19 protein-coding genes and 1 pseudogene are annotated in these 19989 nt (G+C 70.1%); 7 read left to right on the forward strand and 13 right to left on the reverse strand.

What is annotated here, in order from left to right:
- Window positions 1-4 precede the first annotated feature (4 nt).
- Window positions 5-961, forward strand: coding sequence for a hypothetical protein (locus tag T398_RS10415; RefSeq protein ID WP_496446366.1), 957 nt, complete (start codon window positions 5-7; stop codon window positions 959-961).
- Window positions 962-995: 34 nt separating this feature from the next.
- Here the strand turns inward: T398_RS10415 and T398_RS10420 are convergent, their stop codons facing one another.
- On the reverse strand, window positions 996-1976 hold the full coding sequence (locus T398_RS10420; protein ID WP_496446170.1) for a D-alanine--D-alanine ligase family protein: 981 nt from the start codon (window positions 1974-1976) through the stop codon (window positions 996-998).
- 7 nt (window positions 1977-1983) lie between these two features.
- Window positions 1984-3297: an aminotransferase-like domain-containing protein gene (locus T398_RS10425; RefSeq protein WP_496446172.1), complete on the reverse strand. Its 1314-nt coding sequence runs from the start codon at window positions 3295-3297 to the stop codon at window positions 1984-1986.
- A gap of 128 nt (window positions 3298-3425) precedes the next feature.
- On the opposite strand from T398_RS10425, the gene T398_RS10430 reads away from it, so the two are divergent.
- Window positions 3426-4091: a GNAT family N-acetyltransferase gene (locus T398_RS10430; protein ID WP_496446173.1), complete on the forward strand. Its 666-nt coding sequence runs from the start codon at window positions 3426-3428 to the stop codon at window positions 4089-4091.
- 81 nt (window positions 4092-4172) lie between these two features.
- Here the strand turns inward: T398_RS10430 and T398_RS10435 are convergent, their stop codons facing one another.
- The 7 genes from T398_RS10435 to murJ form a co-directional block, all read right to left on the reverse strand.
- Window positions 4173-5348: an N-acetylmuramoyl-L-alanine amidase gene (locus tag T398_RS10435; RefSeq protein ID WP_496446174.1), complete on the reverse strand. Its 1176-nt coding sequence runs from the start codon at window positions 5346-5348 to the stop codon at window positions 4173-4175.
- A gap of 209 nt (window positions 5349-5557) precedes the next feature.
- Complete coding sequence (gene trxA / locus T398_RS10440; RefSeq protein ID WP_018221895.1) at window positions 5558-5881, reverse strand: thioredoxin; 324 nt, start codon at window positions 5879-5881, stop codon at window positions 5558-5560.
- A gap of 34 nt (window positions 5882-5915) precedes the next feature.
- A complete protein-coding gene (gene trxB, locus T398_RS10445; RefSeq protein WP_496446176.1) occupies window positions 5916-6869 on the reverse strand; it encodes a thioredoxin-disulfide reductase in 954 nt (317 codons plus the stop codon).
- 188 nt (window positions 6870-7057) lie between these two features.
- Window positions 7058-8050 carry an RsmA family anti-sigma factor gene (locus tag T398_RS10450; protein ID WP_496446178.1) on the reverse strand — a complete coding sequence of 331 codons (993 nt, stop codon included), beginning with the start codon at window positions 8048-8050 and terminating at the stop codon, window positions 7058-7060.
- Window positions 8047-8781 carry an RNA polymerase sigma factor SigM gene (gene sigM, locus T398_RS10455; protein ID WP_496446367.1) on the reverse strand — a complete coding sequence of 245 codons (735 nt, stop codon included), beginning with the start codon at window positions 8779-8781 and terminating at the stop codon, window positions 8047-8049. Before sigM ends, T398_RS10450 begins: the two co-directional genes overlap by 4 nt.
- Window positions 8782-8824: 43 nt before the next feature.
- Window positions 8825-10426, reverse strand: coding sequence for a protein kinase family protein (locus T398_RS10460; protein WP_496446179.1), 1602 nt, complete (start codon window positions 10424-10426; stop codon window positions 8825-8827).
- Window positions 10427-10896: 470 nt separating this feature from the next.
- On the reverse strand, window positions 10897-12639 hold the full coding sequence (gene murJ, locus T398_RS10465; protein WP_496446369.1) for a murein biosynthesis integral membrane protein MurJ: 1743 nt from the start codon (window positions 12637-12639) through the stop codon (window positions 10897-10899).
- 143 nt (window positions 12640-12782) lie between these two features.
- On the opposite strand from murJ, the gene T398_RS10470 reads away from it, so the two are divergent.
- Window positions 12783-14240, forward strand: coding sequence for a CCA tRNA nucleotidyltransferase (locus T398_RS10470; protein ID WP_496446181.1), 1458 nt, complete (start codon window positions 12783-12785; stop codon window positions 14238-14240).
- Between the two features lie 75 nt (window positions 14241-14315).
- Here T398_RS10470 and T398_RS10475 read toward each other — a convergent pair whose 3' ends face one another.
- Both T398_RS10475 and T398_RS10480 read right to left on the reverse strand, forming a co-directional pair.
- Entirely contained in the window at window positions 14316-15446 is a 1131-nt protein-coding gene (locus tag T398_RS10475; protein ID WP_496446183.1) for a hypothetical protein, read from the reverse strand.
- Window positions 15443-15958, reverse strand: a complete 516-nt coding sequence (locus T398_RS10480) for a SigE family RNA polymerase sigma factor (RefSeq protein WP_496446185.1) — start codon at window positions 15956-15958, stop codon at window positions 15443-15445. Before T398_RS10480 ends, T398_RS10475 begins: the two co-directional genes overlap by 4 nt.
- A 122-nt stretch (window positions 15959-16080) precedes the next feature.
- Between T398_RS10480 and T398_RS10485 the strand changes: the two genes are divergently transcribed.
- Complete coding sequence (locus T398_RS10485; RefSeq protein ID WP_496446186.1) at window positions 16081-16485, forward strand: hypothetical protein; 405 nt, start codon at window positions 16081-16083, stop codon at window positions 16483-16485.
- A gap of 6 nt (window positions 16486-16491) precedes the next feature.
- Here the strand turns inward: T398_RS10485 and T398_RS10490 are convergent, their stop codons facing one another.
- The gene (locus T398_RS10490) at window positions 16492-17139 is read right to left on the reverse strand and encodes a TetR/AcrR family transcriptional regulator (RefSeq protein WP_496446188.1); all 648 of its coding nucleotides are present in this window, start codon (window positions 17137-17139) and stop codon (window positions 16492-16494) included.
- Window positions 17140-17273: 134 nt separating this feature from the next.
- Between T398_RS10490 and T398_RS10495 the strand changes: the two genes are divergently transcribed.
- The 3 genes and pseudogenes from T398_RS10495 to T398_RS10505 all read left to right on the forward strand — a co-directional run bounded on the left by T398_RS10495 (window position 17274) and on the right by T398_RS10505 (window position 19756).
- Window positions 17274-18107: an alpha/beta fold hydrolase gene (locus T398_RS10495; RefSeq protein ID WP_496446189.1), complete on the forward strand. Its 834-nt coding sequence runs from the start codon at window positions 17274-17276 to the stop codon at window positions 18105-18107.
- A 50-nt stretch (window positions 18108-18157) separates the two neighbouring features.
- Window positions 18158-19178 (forward strand): annotated as a pseudogene (locus T398_RS10500) (alpha/beta fold hydrolase).
- A gap of 89 nt (window positions 19179-19267) precedes the next feature.
- Entirely contained in the window at window positions 19268-19756 is a 489-nt protein-coding gene (locus T398_RS10505; RefSeq protein ID WP_496446190.1) for a methylated-DNA--[protein]-cysteine S-methyltransferase, read from the forward strand.
- Here the strand turns inward: T398_RS10505 and T398_RS10510 are convergent.
- Window positions 19753-19986, reverse strand: coding sequence for a DUF397 domain-containing protein (locus T398_RS10510; RefSeq protein ID WP_496446192.1), 234 nt, complete (start codon window positions 19984-19986; stop codon window positions 19753-19755). The genes T398_RS10505 and T398_RS10510 overlap by 4 nt on opposite strands.
- Window positions 19987-19989: the final 3 nt, after the last annotated feature.

The raw sequence follows: 19989 nt of genomic DNA on the forward strand, positions 1-19989 counted from the left end.
GCCGATGGTGTTGATCCTGGAATCCCGCTCACACTTGGATCTAGGTGACCTACCGAATCTGCTCGCGGCCGAGCTCGGCGTGCTGACGGTCCGGTTGGAGCGCGCCATCCGCTCCCTCGACGGCGTGTCCCGGGTGCATGTGAACCGCTGGGGCGACGGATCCGCGCACCTACACCTCTGGTTTCTCGCCCGGCCGTACGGTCAGCTCCAACTCCGGGGGACCTTCCTGCCCCTGTGGGATTCGATTCTGCCGCCGATCCCCGAGTCGACCTGGCGGGAGAATCTCGCCCTCGTCGCCGCCTGGTTGGCGGATTTCGGTGGACGCCAACTGGCCGAACCGCCTCGCATCCAGTGGCAGGCGCCGGCCAGTTTCGGGGCGGTGGAGGCCACGGAGGAGGTAGAGGCCACGGAGGAGGTAGGGGCCGCGGATGCGATAGCGGGCGCGGAGACCGCGGAAGCCGTCGAGACTGTGGAGACCGCTGTGGACGCAGAAAGCTCGGCTTCCGCCACCAGGCAGCAGAATCCGACAAGTAGCGGCCCTGTGGCGGGTAGCGGCGGCTCGGCGGAGACTGCCGGTGCGGCGGGGTCCGACGCGGCGCCGGGCGAGGAGAGCGACGGAGAGAGCGGCCGGGAGAGCGACGGAGAGAGCGACCGGGAGAGCGACGCAGCGAGCGACCGGGAGGCCGGGAGTGTGGCGGCTAGCGCCGGTGCTGACGTTCCGGCGGGCGGTGCTGATGCTGGTGTCGGCGCTCCGGAGAGTGAGTCTTCCTCGTCCCCGCTCGCTGTGGATCCGGGACCTCCGATGGAGGGTGCGGGAGCCCCGAACCGCACCGAAAGTGAGGAGGCCGGGTCGGGCGGCGCGGTCGGCGAGGCCCCTGTGGGCCGCGCTGACTCCGGTGCACCGGAGAAGGCCGATGCTGCTCCGCCACCGCCATCAGCACCGAACGCGGTCCCGTCCTGACGCGGCCCGCCAACGACGACCGCGCTTCGCCGGCTCAGGCTGCCCGAGCAGCAGCCTGGGAAACCAGGGTCCCGATCATTCGACCGAAGTCGAGACCGGCGGCCTGAGCCGCGAGCGGTAGCAGCGAGGTCTCCGTCATGCCGGGCGCGACGTTCACCCCGAGTACGTGCGGCTGACCGTCGGCATCGATGACTAGGTCGACCCGGCTGAGGTCGCGCAACCCGAGCGCGGTGTGGGCGGCGACGGCGAGTTCGGCGACCGCCCCGGCCACCTCGGCGGCCAGTCGGGCCGGGGTGTGCCATGTGGTACGGCCGGCCGTGTATCGGGCGGCGTAGTCGTAGACGCCGTTCCGGGGCACGATCTCCACCGCCGGCAGGGCCTGCGGTCCTGCACCGAGGTCGATCACGGATACTGCCACGTCTGTCCCGGGTAGGTAGCGTTCGACGAGGGCGGTGGAGTCGTACGCGAAACAACCGACCATCGCGGCGGGGAGGGCGCCGCTGTCCCGAACCACGGCGGCACCCAGACCCGACCCACCCTGTGCGGGCTTCACCATCAGTGGGAGGCTCAGCCGGTCGACGATGCGATCCAGCACCGCCACCGCACCAAGTTCGGAGAAGCGGTCATGGGGTAGGGCCACCCAGTCCGGAGTGGGGATGTGCGCCTCTCGAAGCACGGTCTTGGCCGAGGGCTTGTCCCAGGCGCGGCGGGACGCGCGGGCGTCGCAGCCGACGTACGGGACGTCACAGAGGTCCAGCACGCCGCGGAGGGAACCGTCCTCGCCGGTGGCGCCGTGCAGCGCGATGACCACCGCGTCCGGCGGGTCAGCGACGAGCGCCGGCAGCAGGGCGACGTCCGCGTCGCGTAGCTCCGCCTCCACGCCCACCGCGCGTAGCGCGTCGAGGACCCGGCGGCCGGATCGTAGCGAGACGTCCCGTTCATAGGAGAGCCCGCCGCCGAGTACCAGCACGCGCAGGTCGGTCAGGACAGCGGGATCGGCAGCGGTCTTACCCATGCCAGAATCATGCCAAGTGTGGTCCGGGGGTGTCGGAACCGGCCCGCCCCCGACGAGAGCCGGGCGGGCCGACGGCGCCGAAGACCCGGCGCATGGCGATGTCCTGCTCCATCACCCCGGAGAGCCGCCGTACGCCCTCCCGGATCCGCTCGGGCGGCGGGAAGGAGAAGTTGAGGCGCATCGCGTCGTTGCCGGTGCCGTCGGCGTAGAAGCCGGTGCCGGGCACGTACGCCACCCGGGCGGCGATAGCGCGGGGCATCATCGCCTTCGAGTCCAGCCCGTCCGGCAAGGTGGCCCAGACGAAGAGGCCGCCTCCGGGCCGAGTCCACGCCGTGCCGGCCGGCATCAGGTCCGCCATGGCGGCGAGGAGCGCGTCCCGTCGTTCCCGGTAGACCTCCCGGTAGACCTTGAGCTGCTCCCGCCACGGCATGGTGCCGAGGTAGGTGGCCACGGCCGCCTGTGCGAAGCCGCTGGGGCAGAGGATCTGTGCCTCACTGGCGATGACGAGCTTGTCCCGCACCGCGTGCGGGGCGAGGATCCAGCCGACCCGCAACCCCGGCGCGAAGGTCTTCGAGAACGTGCTGAGGTAGAAGACGCCATCGCGGCGACGAGCGCGCAGTGGGGCCGGCGCGTCGCCCTCGAAGCCAAGCTGCCCGTACGGGTCGTCCTCGATCACCAGCAGGCCGGCGCGCTCGCAGATGTCGAGGATCCGTTCCCGCCGCTGCTCGGTCAGCGTCACGCCGGTCGGATTCTGGTATGTGGGGATGGTGTAGAGGAACTTGATCCGGCGGCCGGCGCGTGCCTGATCGGCGATGGCGGTCTCCAGCGCCTCCGGGATCAGCCCGTCGTTGTCCATCGGCACGTGCACGACCTGTGCCTGGGCGGCTTGGAAGACCCCGAGCGCCCCGACGTAGGTCGGGCCTTCGGCGAGTACGACATCGCCGGGGTCGAGGAAGAGGCGGGCGACCAGGTCCAGTGCCTGCTGGCCACCGACGGTGACGACGACATCGTCGGGAGAGGCGCCGCAGGCGGCGTCGATGCCGGAGAGCGACATCACCTCGCAGATCCGCTCCCGTAGCTCTGGGGTGCCCTGGCCGATGCCGTACTGGAGGGTGGTGGTGCCGTGGTCAGCGCCGAGCCGGCCCAGCATCTCGCCGACCGCGTCCAGGGGGAGAGCAGCGATGTACGGCGCACCTCCGGCGAGCGAGACCACCTCCGGCCGGTTGGCCACCGCGAATAGCGCCCGGATCTCCGAGGCGGTCATGCCTCGGACTCGTCGGGCGTAGCGGTCGGTGTAGTCGTCTAGCGTCGTGCCGGTCATGTTCCGCTCTCACCTGCTCGGTGGTCGTTTCGCGTAACCCTTCCCGTGGTGTCCGGATCCGGCGTACGATCGGTGGTCGGGGACACCGAAGGGCGGTCTACCTCCGAGCCTACTGTGGGGATGCGCCAATGTCGCGACGTCTGGTCAGTCTGACCTTGGACACCCTGGAGGATCTGCCCCGTTCGTGCCGGAAGTGTGTCTACTGGGAGCTGGATCCGGTCTCCGCCGACCGAGCCCGCGGGGCTGGGGATCCCGGTGTGGAGAAGGAAGCATGGGTCTCGCAAACCCTGCTGGAGTGGGGTGCCTGCGGCAAGCTGATCTATGTGGATGACATGCCCGCCGGGTTCGTGCTGTTTGCCCCGCCGGCATACGTGCCGCGATCAATGGCCTTTCCGACCTCACCGGTTTCCCCCGACGCGGCGCTGTTGATGACGGCGAAGGTGGTGCCGGCCTTTGCCGGTGGCGGGCTTGGCCGGATGCTCGTGCAGGGGGTCGCCCGGGACCTGACGAAGCGCGGCGTCAAAGCGATCGAGGCGTTCGGCGACGCGAAGTTCGGCGACGCCGGCGACTCGGCGGGGGCCTGTGTGGCCCCGGCCGAGTACTTCCTTTCCGTGGGTTTCAAGACGGTCCGCCCGCATCCGCGCTTCCCCCGCCTGCGCCTGGAGTTGCGCACCGCACTGAGCTGGAAGTCCGATGTCGAGTACGCGTTGGAGAAGCTGCTCGGCTCGATGAGCCCGGAGAGCCTGCTCCGGCCGGTCCGGCCCACTCCGGCAACCAGGTCTGGCGCCAACTGACCGCCGGACCTGGTCCAGCGCCGGGCTGACCGCCGGGGACCTGGTCCAGCGCCGGGCTGACCGCCGCGGGTGCTGCCTCGGTCAGTCGACCACTGTCCCGGCGGCCACGCTCTCCGCCGCCACCATCGCCCGCAGCTTGCTCACGTCGATCGACCCGGTGGGTACATCTTGATCGATCGGGTAGTACATCCGCTGGATGGCGGCGACGATCGCCTCCACCACGCGGTCCCGGAACCGTGGGTCGATCAGCCGGGATCGGTCCGCTGGCGAGGTCAGGTAGCCCACCTCGACCCGGACGGCGGGCATTCGGGTCAGCCGTAGCAGGTCCCATGCCTTGGCGTGGGACCGACAGTCGCGCAGCCCGGTTCGCGCCACGATCTCCCGCTGGACGAGGCCGGCGAGGCGCTCGCCGGTGGCGGAGGTGACGCCGTTGTCGGTGCCGTAGTGGTAGGTGGCCACTCCGTCGGCGGCTGGGTTGACATGACCGTCGAGGTGCAGGGAGATGAACACGTCCGCGCTGAGCGAGTTGGCCAGGGCGGCCCGGTCCGCGTCGGGCAGCTGGTCTCGCTGTGCCGGACCGCGGGTCAGCTGCACTCGTACCCCGGCCGCGGCGAGCCGCCCCTCGAGGCGACTGGCGAGGTCGTGCACCAGGTCGGCCTCGGTCCAGTGCCGCTGCCCCTCGGGCACGGTCAAGCCCGGATCGCTGCCGCCGTGCCCCGGGTCGATGACCACTGTCCGCCCGACCAGGGTGGGCCCGGACTGTCGAATGGCGTCAGATTCACGGAGCCACTGTGGGCGCCCGCCGACCACCTTACGGCCGAGGCGTCGGAGCGAGTTCACAGTGTGGGGGCCGCAGGTGCCGTCCGGTACCAGCCCCACTTCGCGTTGGAACTGGGCGAGCGCCCGGGCTGTCCGGACCCCGTAGATGGCATCTGCCCGGCCGACGTCGTAGCCCATCTCGAGGAGCCGTTCCTGCAGCGACCGGATGTCCTCACCGATGAGGGGCTCCGGTACGGAGTGGTAGAGGCTACGGGCACCCAGCCGCCAGCGGGCCGCGTCCAGGGCCTGCCACGTCTCGGTGCCGACTCGGCCGTCTACGCTGAGCCCACGGGACTGTTGGAAGGCTCGGACGGCACGTTCGGTGCGGGCGTCGAACTCGTCGCTGTCTGGTGCCGGGACGAGCAGGTCGAGGCCGGCCAGCACCTTACGGATCTCGGTGACCGCCGGTCCACGGTCGCCGGGTCGGATCGGACGCACGCTCGACCCCCTCTGCACGGACGCTGGCTGGCCGGATGGCCTTCGAGGCCGCCGATGGCCCTGTTTCAGTGGCCCCCGTAGACGACCTGCGGTGTTGTCTCTGGGGTTGAGGTTAGGCGCTCGCCGGGCCTGAGGTGTGGCGGCCGGAAAAAGACCTGCCCCCGCACCCGGTGGAGCGGATGCGGGGGCAGGTCTGCGTCGAGTGCTGGTCAGAGCGCGGACTGGATGAGCTTGACCAGCTCCCCCTTGGGCTTGGCGCCGGCGATCGACTGCACTGGCTTGCCGTCTTTGAACACGGTGAGCGTCGGCACCGACATGACCCGGTAGTTGCGGGCGGTCTCCGGGTTGTCGTCGATGTTGAGCTTGACGATGCTGACCTGATCGCCCATCTCACCGGCGATCTCTTCGAGCAGTGGCGACACCTTCCGGCACGGCCCGCACCACTCCGCCCAGAAGTCCACCAGAACCGGCTTGTCGGACTGCAGTACCTCGGTGGTGAAGCTGGCGTCAGTGACCGATTTGGTTGCTCCCACTACGTTCCCTCCTCGGGGGATGTGTTTCGGAATTTCAGCCCTGGATCGTGGCGATGAAGCGCTCGGCGTCCAGGGCGGCGGCGCAGCCTGTACCGGCGGCGGTGATGGCCTGCCGGTAGGTGTGGTCCACCAGATCACCGGCGGCGAATACCCCCGGGATGCTGGTCTTGGTGTTGGGCGCGTCCACCTTCACATACCCCTCGTCGTCCAGGTCCACCTGGCCGCGGAGGAGCTCGCTGCGGGGGTCGTGGCCGATCGCCACGAACACGCCGGTCACGTCAAGCACCCGGGAATCACCGGTGTGCACGTTGCGGAGTCGGACGCCGGAAACCTTGCCGTCGGCGCCGAGGATCTCCTCCACCACGGCGTTCCACTCGACCTTGATCTTGTCGTTGCTCAGCGCGCGATCGGCCATGATCTTGCTGGCCCGGAACGTGTCCCGGCGGTGGACGATCGTGACCGACTCGGCGAAGCGGGTCAGGAAGTTGGCCTCCTCCATCGCCGAGTCACCACCGCCCACCACGATGATGTGCTGGTTCCGGAAGAAGAAGCCGTCACAGGTGGCGCAGGACGACACGCCGTGACCGAGGTACTCCTGCTCGCCCGGTACGCCCAGCGGGCGCCAGGCGGAGCCGGTGGCGAGGATGACAGCCTTTGCCCGATAGCTGGTCTCCCCCACCCAGACGGTGCTGACCGCGTCTGAGCCGACCTCGCCGGTGTTGTTGAGCTCAACCCGGGTGACATCGTCGGTGAGGAACTCGGCACCGAAGCGCTCGGCCTGCTTGCGCATGCTGTCCATCAGCTCGGGACCGAGAATGCCGTCGGCGAACCCCGGGAAGTTCTCCACCTCGGTCGTCGTCATCAACGCACCGCCGGACTGCGCCCCCTCGATGACCAGCGGCGCGAGGTTCGCGCGCGCGGCGTAGACCGCCGCCGTGTAGCCGGCTGGCCCGGAGCCGATGATGATCAGGTTGCGGACGTCGTCCACTGCCGTCTCCCGATTCGTCTGTGTGTTCGCCGACGGCGCGCACCGACGGCGATTCGTTGCCGACACCCCTGAATCAGGTGTCGGCAGCTGATGTAGAGAACGCCATCGTACGAACCGGGAATTCCCGAGCCGGTCATCCGGTGGGTCAGCTCACGTCACGCAGTACACCCCGCGACGGTCGTGGGGTTCTACCCTACCCGCGTACGGTACCGAGTGTCCGCGCCAGACCCGGGCACACCGCACTCGGGCCCGCTGACCCAGGCCCAGCGGGCACCAGTCCCATCGGCGAACCGGACGACCAACGCCGGTTGGCCCTCGAAGCGGGCATAGTCCACCACCTCGACTGCCAGCCGGCCAGCATCGTGCTCGACGCCGATCTCGGCCAGGCAGGTTTCGAGGGCACCCGGATCGGTCAGCCGATCGAGCCCGATCGACCCAGCTGTCCGGTCGCCCTGGACCCCCGCGCCGGATGGCTCGGGATCGGCGGTGCCCTGGTCGGATGGCTCCGACTCGGCGGTGCCCTGGCCCGAGTACTGCTGCGGCGAGGAGGCCGGCGCCGCCAAGTTCTCCCGCTGGTAGTCCGTACCGGTCCGCATCGGCGGCGCGGTGGTGCGCACCGTCCCGGCGATGGCCTGCTCGGGGGCGCTGGTGCTCGACCCCGGAGCCTCCGTCCCCCGGCCGAGTCGGTCCAGGCCGAGCAGCCCGACCGCGGCCACCGCCACCGCGGCGAGCGCGACGGGAGCACCGACTCGCTGCCACCGCCGGCGCTGTCGGCCGGGGCCGGCCCCGGCCGGTTGCGGAACGCCACCGGGGCGCCGTGACCCAGCGTGCGGCTGAGCCGGCACGACCGAACGGCGCGCTGCCCTGCCGGCCGTCCCGCCCTCGGCTGGCGTGCCCTCGGCTGGCGTGCCCTCGGTCGTCGGCGCAGCGTCGGTCGCGGCCAGCGCGGCGCGAATCTGATCCGCCACGGTCGCGGGCATCTCCTCCGCCGTCCCGTAGGCGAGCAGGGCGGCGTGGACCTCCGCGACCGCCGGCGCGAGCCGGGCGTAGGCGTCCGCCCAGGCCTCGTCTCGCTCGACCAGGCGGGCGACGGTCATCTCGTCGGGAGTGCCCGCGAGTGCCCCACCGACGTAGTCAGCGAGTAGCTCGTGGTCGACCTCCCGGAACCCCCCAGTCGTCACAGCTCCTCCTGGTTGGCTTCGCGCCGGGGTCGCCCCGACACCGATCGGACGCCACCGCGCGGCTGCTGGTTCCGTCCCGTGACGGCTGGCATACCTCCGTCCAGGAGTGGCTGCTCCGGTGTCGTCCGGAGATAGCCGAGCGCCGCTGCCAGCCGGGCCCGGCCCCGCGCACACCGGCTCTTCACCGTCCCCTCAGCTACCTCAAGGATGCGGGCAACCTCGGCTATCGGGTAGCCCTGCACGTCAACCAGGATCAGCGCGGCACGCTGCTCAACCGGTAGCGCGGCCAGCGCCTCCCGGACCACCAGAGCAGTGTCGTGGTCGGGCATGGGAGCGGCCGGCTCCGTGCCACCGGTGGCATCAGCCACGTCGCGTACGCCGTCGGGCAGGGGCACCGTCGGATGCGCCTGGCGGCGGCGGATCCGGTCCAGGCAAGCGTTGACCACGATCCGGTGCAGCCAGGTGGTCACCGCCGAATCACCCCGGAACCGTCCGGCGGCCCGATGGGCAGAGAGCAGCGCGTCCTGCAGTGCGTCGGCCGCCTCCTCCCGGTCGCCGAGGGTGCGCACCGCCACCGCCCAGAGCCGGTCCCGGTGCCGACGCAGCAGCTCGGCAAAGGCGTCCCGATCGCCAGCGACGTGCGCGCGCAGCAGCTCGAGATCGGAGGAGGCAGCGGTTTCCGGCGGGCCGTCGTGACCCACCGGCCGCTCGGTTGACCCGTTCGGCCCCATCACCACGTCCGGCGGAGACAGTGCCGAGGACGCGGTGAGCGGATCACGAGACCTTGATCTCCTGAATGCCGACCTTGTAGCCGCCGTCACTCGGCGGCAGCTCGGTCAGCCAGACGAGCAGGTACTGGTATTCCGTGTCCGCATCGAACGCGTCGAAGGTCATCGTCGTGCCGGCGTCTTCCTTGGCCGGCCCGATCGGGTTCTGCTCGTACTCCTCGAAGAGCGCGTTGTCGCCCGCGCTTGAGGAGGGGTGCTCGTTGGTGCCCGTGTACAACCGGGCCGAGGCGCCCCGGGCCGAGAGTTGGACCTGCAGGGACTTGACGTTGCGGGGTTCACCGAGGTCGAGCCAGATGCCCATACCGCGCTTGATCTTGCCGAAATCCGGGTGCCCCCGGTAGGTCTGGGTCTCCCAGCCTTCATCCAGGCTCCCGTCGAACACCTTCTCGGCGTCGCGGACCTCGACGCGGTCCCCACTGTCCGGGTCAATGACCTTCGCAGCGCTGATTTTCGGCGGTTCGGCCGCTACGGAGTCGGGTGGATCCTCACCAGCCGTCGTGGTGGGAGAAGGGCTGGCAGCTGTCGTCGGGTTCCGGTCGCCGTCCCCGTCTCGGCTGAGCGCGTTGATGCCGATCAGGAGGCCGACGAGCGCGACGGCGAGGAGGCTGGCGATCCCGACGGCGAACTTGCGCCCGCCCGCCGCGGCCAGCGGTGACGGCTCGTCCCCGGTCTCGGCGGTGAACTGCAGTGGGCCGCTGTTTTCCAGCAGGTGCTCATCGACCGGGACGTCCAGCCGGGCCAACTCTGCGGCGAGGACATCCGACGGTGGGGGCGGGAGCGAGCCGTCCAGCAGATCCATGGTGAGGTCGTCCAGGTATGCCGGAACCCCGGCCCGGACCTGGCGCGGCGCGGCGAGCGCACCCGCCGGACCCCGGACCGCGTCCGGGGTCGCCGCCCGTCCGTGTCCGGCGGTGGCGCCGTGTAGCGGGACCTCGGCGTGTGGCCAGTGGCCGGTCAGTGCGAAGTAGAGGACGCCGCCGACCGCCCGAAGGTCGCTGGCCTGGCTGTCGGCCCCGTCGGTGCGCGCGTCCGCCAACACCACCCGGCCATCATCACTGATCATGATCGTGCCGGGGTGGACGTTGCCGTGCACCATTCCGGTGGCGTGCACGGCGGCCAGGGCGCTTGCGACGGCGTTGCCGACGGCGGTCGCCCGAGCTGGGTCCAGTACCCCCGCGGCCACGAGTTCCCGCAGTGACTGTCCGTCGACCCACTCGCGGACCACGTATGCCCGCTCACCCTCGTCGATCGCGTCGTAGACACCGACCAGGTTGGGGTGGATGACCCGGCTGGCGGCGACGGCGGCCTGGAGCATTTCGGTGGCGGAGTCGCCGCCCGGGTAGCGCAGCACCACTGCGACGGGACGGCGCAACACGACATCGACCCCACGCCAGAGCAGCCGGCCAGCGCTGTCGTTGTTGACGTGCTCGACGAGCTCGTACCGCTCGGCGAGCACGTCACCGGCGATCGGAGCACCGAAGGTCATGACCGGCGGAGCGTTCTCGTCCGCCTCCTGACCCCCGCCGACCTGGGTCACCCGTCCTCCCTCGGTGATCGTGTCGATCGATGGACCCGTGTTGCTGGGCATTGTGGCTTCCGCTCTGCCTTCCGCGAACCGGGCGGCTGTTGTCGGCGCCTGCGCCGAAACCGGCCGCACCCGTCGAGAGCGACCTTACCTGGCTTCCCCACCTTCCCCAGCATGTCATCTTCCCACCGCACCGCTAGCGGCTGTCGAGCTCGGGTGTCTTGTCCGGTTTTGGCGGTTGTTGGCGGTGCTACTGGCGCATGTATTAGCCAATCTAGAGGTTGACCGCTAGTAGTTGCCGTAGGGGCTGGGGTCCGGTGGCGGGGCACCCGGGCCAGATTCCCGGGCCAGCACCGGACATGCCTCCCCGCCCGGCTGGTTATCCACAGGATGACTCGGCGATGGCGCGGCAGGGCGGAAGTTATCCACAGCCGTGTCCCCAGATTGGTGATCCTCGTTCACGCAGAGTGCACTCCCGCCGGAGGGGCAGATCCGATCGTCCACGCCCCCGATAAACGGTCAGAACGGGACGCTCAGTGACCGAGCCGGCGGCGGACCATGGCGACCACCTCGGTGACCTCCCCGATCCGGAGCAGCATCGCGAGCCCGAGGTAGCTGAGACCGATCGCCGCCCCACCGATCAGCAGCTGGACCGCCGCCGCGAACCACCCGAGCTCCTCCGGCCGGCCCGGCAGCAGGCGGACCACCAGGAGACCGACCAGCGCGGCTCCGAGCGCGGCGACCAGCACCTTGCCCACCGTACGCATGATCCCGCCCAGCCCGATCCGGCCGATCCGGGGCCGCAGCAGCAGCGCGGACAGCACCACCGCTGCCAGGTACGAGATCGCGTTGCCGAGCATCATGCCGGCCGCCGCGAAGGTGGCGGGAAGGACGACGTAGAGCCCGACTTGGAGCAGCACCCGCAGCACCACCACCGGGATGTTGGCCAGCGCGGGCGTGCGGGTGTCCGGCAGTGCGTAGAACGCGAACGTGAGGAGCTGGCTGACCGCGAAGGGCACCAGGCCGATCGCGGCGACCAGCAGCACGGTGGCGGTGGCGGTGGCGTTCTCCCCGGTGAACGCGCCGTACCGGAACACCACCACGGAGATCGGCGCGGCCAGCACGGCGTAGCAGACCGCCACCGGGGCGAGTACGGCCGTGACCATCCGGGTGCCCCGGGACAGGTCGGCGGTGAGGTCGGTGAATCGGCCGTCCGCCGCGGCGGCGCTCATCCGGGGCATCAGCGCGGTGATGATCGAGACCGCGATGACGCCGTGCGCCATCATCAGCAGCAGGAAGACGTTGTTGTAGATCAGCAGGCCGGCGTCGTCCTCGCCGGCGACCCGGGTGAGCAGGTTGACCACCACGAAGAGCCCGAGCTGGTTGACCGCGACGTAGCAGAACATCCAGGCGCCGAGCCGGGCCAACTCCCGCAGCCCCAACGCGCGGAAGTCGAAGCGCAGCTTCCACCGGAAGTCGACCTTGCGCAGGGCGGGCAGCAGCCCCGCGGCCTGCACCGCCACCCCGAGCAGGGTGCCGCCGCCGACCAACAGGATCCGGTCCGCCCCGACCTGGCCCGGCTGGAGCGGCTGCGCGCCGTAGACCCAGATGTAGAGGCCGAAGGTGCCGATGGCCACCAGGTTGTTCAGGATCGGCGCCCACATCGGGGCGGCGAAGTGCCCGCGCGTGTTCAGCACGGCGGCGATCAGCGCACTGATGCCGGTGAAGAACAACATCGGCAGCATCAGGTACGACAGGTTGGTGACCAGGCCCCGGTAGTCCTCGTCCTTGCCGCCGGCGTAGATGCCGGTCAGCACCGGAGCCAGGAGCACCGCGATCAGGGCGGCGGCGGCGAGCGCCACCACCGCCAGGGTGAGCAGCCGCTGGGCGTACGCCTCGCCCCGGTCCGGGTCGGCCTTGCGCCGCCGGACCAGCACCGGCACCAGCACGCTGGTGAGCACCCCGCCGAGCAGGAACTCGTACACCTGGTTCGGAAGGAAGATCGCCGTGGTGTACGCGTTACCGACCAGGTTGCCCAGGGCCGCACCGATCATCAGGTTCCGGATGAAACCCGTACCCCGACTGACCAGGCTGCCCGCGGCCATCACCAGGCTGTTCGCCGCGGCGCTCCCCTCGGCCACCGCCTCGTCCGGTGGCGCGACCGCCTCGGCGGCCGGCTGGTTCAGCGGCTCAGCCGAGATGAAGATCGCGTCGTCACCCGTCGGTCGGCCACCGTCGCCCAGCGCGTTCGCGCTGCGGTAGAGCCGGCCGCTCATCGTTGTCGCCTCCAGGGTCTGGTCGGTGCCCGGTACCGACCATGGGTCCGCGGCGAGGGCCTGGACACAGACTAGTCGTCGGCCCGGCGTCATCCGCGCCCGGCGGACGCTGGGCCCGGTCGGACCGATAGGCTGGCCCTCCCATGTCCGACTCCGCACCGCACGCCGCTGACCGCCGCGAACTCACCGCCGCGCAGCGCACCGCCGTAGCCGAACTGCTCCGGGTGTCCCCGGTCGCCGACGAGTTGGGCCGCCGCTTCGCGAGCGCCGGTCACGAACTGCACCTGGTCGGCGGGTCGGTCCGCGACGCACTGCTCGGCCGCCTCGGCGACGACCTGGACTTCTGCACCGACGCGCAGCCGGACGAGACGCTGCGGATCGTGCGTGGTTGGGCCGAGGCGATCTGGGAGACCGGGCGGGAGTTCGGCACCATCGGGGTACAGCGCGACGGCCTGCGGCTGGAGATCACGACCTTCCGGGCGGAGGCGTACGACCAGGTCAGCCGCAACCCGGTGGTGCAGTACGGCACGAGCCTGGCCGAGGACCTGAAGCGGCGGGACTTCACCGTCAACGCGATGGCGGTCAGCCTCCCCGAGCATCGCTTCACCGACCCGCACGGCGGGTTGGCGGACCTCGCGGCCAAGGTGGTCCGTACTCCGGCCTCGCCGGAGGAGTCGTTCCGCGACGACCCGCTGCGGATGTTGCGGGCGGCCCGGTTCGCCGCCCAGCTGCGGTTCGCCGTACACCCGGACGTCCGGGCGGCGATGGTACGGATGGCCGCCGACCTGGATCGGATCACGGCGGAGCGGATCCGGGATGAGTTCACCAAGCTGCTCTGCGGCGCGGACCCGGTTGCCGGCCTGCGGCTGCTGGTAGACACCGGGCTGGCCGAGCGGTTCCTGCCCGAGCTGACCGGGCTCAAGCTGGAGATCGACGAGCACGCCCAGCACAAGGACGTCTACGAGCACACGCTGACCGTGGTGCGCAACGCCGTCTCGTACGAGGAGGACGGCTGCGACTTCATCCTCCGGATGGCCGCGCTCATGCACGATGTCGGCAAGCCGGCGACGAAGGCGGTCGGGTCGGACGGTCGGGTCAGCTTCCACCACCACGAGGTGGTCGGCGCCCGGCTGACCAAGGCCCGGATGAAGGCGCTGCGCTTCCCCAAGGAGACCACGACCAAGGTCACCGCCTTGGTCGCGCTGCACCTGCGCTTCTACGGGTACGGCCGGGGCGAGTGGACCGACTCGGCGGTGCGCCGGTACGTCACCGACGCCGGTGACCTGCTGGCGCGGCTGCACAAGCTGACCCGCTCCGACTGCACCACCCGCAACCGGCGCAAGGCCGCCGGACTCGCCGCCGACTACGACGCGCTGGAGGAGCGGATCGCCCGGCTCGCGGCCGAGGAGGACCTGGCCCGGGTCCGCCCCGACCTGGACGGCAACGCGATCATGGAGCTGCTCGGCGTACCGCCGGGTCCGGTCGTCGGGCAGGCCTGGAAGCACCTCAAGGAGGTACGGCTGGAGCGGGGCCCGCTGGGGCGGGACGAGGCCGAGGCCGAGCTGCTGCGCTGGTCCCGCGAGCAGGGAATCGTCGAGTAGGGATCGCCGAGCAGGGCGGAGCGCGACCGGTCCGGCGCCTCGGGGACCGGGGTGCCGGGAGTGTCTGCCGGCCGGTCAACGGGGTGCCACCAGAACAGTCAGGTCCTGCCCGACCTCTTCCGGAAGGGCCTGCCGGACGAGTTCCCGACCGTCCAGGTCGATCAGCACCATCTCCCCGGTCAGTCGGTCCTGGTACAGCAACTGGTTGTCGGGGCCCCACACCGCCTCCGCGCTCGCCGTCGGCCCGAGCACGCGTCCGGTGGCAACCTCGACGATCTCCGGCCCCTGCGGGCCCTTGACCACCACCCGCTGGCCGTCCGGCGACCAGGACCACGGTCCGGTGGGGTCCCCCTTGATCGGGAGGAACCGGGTCGGACGGCCGTCGTCGGGGGAGAAGAGCTGCACCCCCCGCCGGATGTGCGGCGCCGCCTCGGAGTTGGGCGCGGTGGGGTCGGTCTGCTGCAACACCACCTCCCGGCCGTCCCGGGTCCAGGTGAAGTAGCAGTAGTCGCTGCAGAGGTACCTCTCGGTGTCCACCGGGAACAGCTGCCATTCGCCGGTGGCACTCAGCACACCGAGGGCCGTGTGTCGTCCGGTGGTCAGGGCGATTCGGCTGCCGTCGGGTGACCACTGTGGCGTCATGGTGTGCTGACCGGTACGCACCCAGCGGACCGCGCCGCTGCCCAGGTCGAGTAACCCGAACTCGCCCGGCCGGTCGTAGTCCACCACCCCCGCGACCGTACCGCTGGGCGAGGTCCAGATCTCGTCGTACTCGTCGGTGCTGACGTACTGGTCCTGGGTACGGTCCAACGCGTACCCCTGCTGGATGATGCGCTCGCCGTCCGGCGTGTAGGACATGCCGGTTGGGGTGGCGCCGACCAGTAGCCACCCGCCGGGCAGCGGCAGGGGGCGCTGGGTCCAGTCTCCGGTGGGTGCCGGTATCCGGGATGGGCTCGGTGCCGCTGGGTTCGACGGCGGAACCCAGGCGGCCGGGCCCGGCTCGGGGGCGGTTGGCCGGAGCCAGACGAAGGGAGCGGCCAGGGCGACCAACGCCGCCAGCGCGCCACCGGTCACAGCCAGTCGCCGTCGGCGCCGCAGCCGTCGGCCCCGGATTCGCGCGGCGTCGGCGAGGTTGGTCGTCGCGCGGGCCTCGTCGGCCAGCTCCCGCAGTGCGATCCGTAGGTCCTGCTCGGTTGGTCCGTTCATCTCCACTCCTCGGTGCGGTGCCCGTCGAGTGCGGGAACCAGTTGCCGCAGTCGGGCCAGCGCCCGGGAGGTCTGACTGGCGACCGTGCCGGCCCGGCAGCCGAGCAACTCGGCGGTCTGTTCGACACTCAGGTCTTCCAGGTAGCGCAGGGTCAGTACCGCGCGTTGCCGCGGTGGCAGCGCCAGCAGCGCCTCGCGCAGCAGCAGCCGCAGGTCAACCTCGTGCCCGCGGTCGGGTCCGCCGACGCTGTCGGGCGGCACGGCGACCGGGAACTCCGGCCGGCGGGAACGGCGCCGCCAGCCGGACACCTGGTCCCGGTAGAGGATCTGGCGTACGTACGGCTCGGGCTCTCCCCGGATCCGTGACCAGCGGGCGTACGCCTTGGCCAGCGCGGTCTGTAGCAGGTCCTCGGCGCCGTGCTGGCTGCCGGCCAGGGCGTACGCGGCCCGCAGTAGAACACCACCCCGTTCGTTGACGAACGCGGTGAACTCCCCGTCGATGCGTTCGGACACCGGTCACCTCCGCTACTTCCGACGCCGGCGACCGCTGAGAGTTTGCCCGCCCAGGAAATCTAGATATTGACAAGATCCGGGCAGGGGGTTCATCTTTACAGTGACTAGTTGGAGGTGTCCGCATGTCCCCCTCGACCCTGAACACCGCCGGAATCCTGCTGATCACCGTGGCGACCATCGCGTTCGGCGGACTGGCCCTGCTCCGGCACCTCGCCGGCCGCCACACCGGCTACCTGGACAACCCGGTCCGCCGGGGCCTCTGGACCGCCGGGCACGCGCACGCCGGGGTGCTGGTCCTCTTCGCCCTCGTGGCCCTGCCCTACATCGAACAGGCCGATGTGGCGGACGGCACCCGTACGCTGATCCGGCTGCTCTTCGTCGCCGCCCCGATCCTGATGCCGCTCGGCTTCTTCCTCTCGGTGGTCCGGCCCCGGGACACCAAGCCCAACAAACTCATCTGGCTCACCGTCGCCGGCGGCGCCAGCCTCACCGCCGGCACCCTGCTGCTCGGGGTGAACCTCCTCTGAACCCGGTCAGGTGGTAACCGGGGGGTCTACCCCGTCGTTGTGGTGGCTTGTGGCCAGCCGGTTCGTGGCCAGTGCGGTGTCGATGAGGGTGGTGGCGGCGGCGCGGGCGTGGTGGGCGGCGTCGTTGGTGCCGGCGATGGCGGCGGTGGTCTGGGCTCCTTCGGCGAGGATGGCGAGTTGGTGGGCGAGTGCGGCGGGGGCGCCGGTTTGGGTGACCAGTTCGGCCAGGCGTGCCTGGAAGCTTGCCTTGTGGTCGCGGATGAGGGTGGCGATGTGGGGTGTGGTGCCGCCGAGCTCGCCGAAGGTGTTGATGAAGACGCAGCCGCGGAAGTCGTCTTCGTCGAACCAGTGGGCCAGCATGTCGTAGACGGCGAGTAGTCGATCTCGGGGTATGTCACTGCCGGTGGCGATGGCGGTTTCGACGAGGCTGTTCCAGATGCCGCGGCGGCGATGCAGGACGGCTTCGACAAGGTTCTCCTTGGAGGGGAACAGCTGGTAGAGGCGTTTGAGAGAGACGCCGGCCTCGTTGCGTAGGGCGTCCATGCCCACGGCGGTTATGCCGCGGCTGTAGTAGAGCCGGTCGGCGGTGATCAGGATGTGTTCGCGGATCTGCTCGGTCTGGGATGTGGTCCGGTTTCGGGTGGTGGGGGGCATGGCTTCCTCTTGTCCCGGTCAAGTGTGGTGACGGTCACGCTGCCCCGACTGGCACAGGGGAACGTTCGTTCTCTAACGTACTACCCAACGCAGATGAGAACGATCGTTCTCGCTTTTGGTTTGGGAGGCCTGTCATGCCGTACATCACTGTGGGAACCGAGAACAGCACCAACATCGACGTGTACTACGAGGACCACGGTCAGGGGCAGCCGGTGGTACTCATCCACGGCTACCCGCTGGACGGGCACTCGTGGGAGAAGCAGTCCGCGGCCCTGCTCAAGGCCGGCTACCGGGTGATCACCTACGACCGGCGGGGGTTCGGGCAGTCCAGCCAGCCCACCGTCGGCTACGACTACGACACCTTCGCCGCCGATTTGAACACCGTCCTGGAGACCCTGGACCTCACCGACGTGGTGCTGGTCGGCTTCAGCATGGGCAGCGGTGAGGTCGCCCGCTACCTCGGCCGCTACGGCTCCGCCCGCGTCGCCAAGGCCGGGTTCCTGGCCTCACTGCAGCCGTTCCTGCTGCAGACCGACGACAACCCCACCGGGGTGCCGCAGGAGGTCTTCGACGGCATCCTCGCCGCGGTCACCGCGGACCGCTACGCCTACTTCACCGACTTCTACCGCAACTTCTACAACACCGACGACACCCTCGGCACCCGCCTGTCCGAAGAAGCCCTGCGCAACAGCTGGAACATCGCCACCGGCGCGTCCTGGTACGCCTCCAGCGCCGCCGTGCCCACCTGGATCACCGACTTCCGCGCCGACATCCCCAAGATCGACGTACCCAGCCTGATCCTGCACGGCACCGCCGACAACATCCTGCCCATCGACGCCACCGCCCGCGAACTCCGCAAGCAGCTACCCAACGCCGACTACGTCGAGATCGACGGCGCACCCCACGGCCTGCTCTGGACCCACGCCGACGACGTCAACCAGGCCCTCCTGACCTTCCTCGCCAAGTAACGCCAACCCAGCACCCCTGCCCAGGACACATTCAGACAAGGAAACTCGACATGGACACCTTCGACACTTCTACCCGCGTGACCAGTCACCGCCGTCGTCCCGTGTGGGCCGCGCTGCTGGCCGGTGTGGCCGTGCTCAGTATCGCCGCCGGCGGCACCGCCATCGCCACCAACAGCAACAGCAACAGCCAGGCCCAAGCCGACCCCGCCGCCGCGGCCGGCAAGCACGCCGACCGCAACGAGGGTTTCGTCACCACCCGCGACGGCGTGGACATCTTCTACAAGGACTGGGGCCCCCGCGACGGACGACCCGTCGTCTTCAGCCACGGCTGGCCACTGAACTCCGACAGCTGGGAATCCCAGATGATGCACCTGGCCGACAACGGCTACCGCGTCATCGCCCACGACCGCCGAGGCCACGGCCGCTCCTCCCAGACCTGGGAGGGCAACGACATGAACCACTACGCCGATGACCTCGCCACCGTCATCAAAAGTTGAAGCTGCGGGACGCGACCCTGGTCGGATTCTCCACCGGCGGCGGAGAAGTCGCCCGCTATGTCGGCCGGCACGGCACCGACCGCATCGCCCAGGTCGCCCTCGTCGGCGCGGTCACCCCACTGATGCTCAAAACACCCGACAACCCCAACGGCGTACCCATCGACGTCTTCGACGGCCTCCGGGAAGGTTCCCGCGCCGACCGCTCCCAGCTCTACCGCGACCTCGCCAACGGACCCTTCTTCGGCGCCAACCGCCCCGACGCCCAGGTGTCGCAGGGCATGAAGGACACCTTCTGGCCGCAGAGCATGCAGGCCGGCCACAAGGCCGCCTACGACTCGATCAAAGCCTTCGCCGAAACCGACCTCACCGAGGCCTCAAGCGCTTCGACGTACCCACCCTCATCATCCACGGCGGCGACGACCAGGTCGTCCCGATCGAAAGCTCCGCCTAGGAAGCCCACGAAATCGTCGCCGACTCCACCCTCAAGGTCTACCCCGACGGCCCCCACGGCATAACCGACACCCACAAACAGCAGCTCAACAACGAGCTACTCACCTTCGTCAACAGCCTCTAACCCACCACACCACCCCAACCCGGGGGTGGGCCGACCACACCAGGCCGGGCCACCCCCGGGTTGTCGTACCGGCGAAGGAGAATAGGCGGATGCGTTGGACTGTGCTCGACTCGCCGATCGGTGAGTTCTCCCTGGCCACCGACGGCGAGGCCGTGTGCGGAGCGCAGTTCGCGCGGGTCGCCGACGCCGCCGACGAACCGGTCGACAGCCTCTCGGCCCGCGCCGTGGACGAGTTGCGGGCCTACTTCGCCGGCGAGCTGACCGCGTTCACCGTGCCGGTGCGGATCCCCCGAGGCTCGGAGTTCGAGCGGGCGGTGTGGCGGGAGATGACCGCCATTGACTACGGGGAGACGCTCACCTACGGCGAGGTGGCCCGGCGGCTCGGCGACGCCTCGGCGGCGCGGGCGGTCGGCGTGGCGTGCAACCGGAACCCGGTGCCGGTGATCGTGCCCTGCCACCGGATCGTCGGCTCCGGCGGCAAACTGGTCGGCTTCGGTGGCGGGCTCGACCGCAAGGTGAAGCTGTTGGAGCTGGAGGCCGGCGTGGCCCTTCGGCGCAGGTGGTCGGCGGCGGGCTAGTCGGTCAGAGTGCCGGACCGTAGGCCGGTGAGGAAGTCGATCCAGCTGGTGGCGGAGAAGCCGAGGACCGGGCCGGAGCGGTCCTTGCTGTCGCGTACGGCGACCCGCCTGCTTCCGTCGAGCACCGGCCCCGCCTCGACACAGTCACCGCCGCCACTGCCGCTGTGCGTGCTGACGTGCCAGGCGATCCTGCTTGGCTCGGTAGCGTCGGCCCAGGTCTTCGCCGTCATTGC

The sequence above is a fragment of the Salinispora goodfellowii genome (assembly GCF_059570675.1).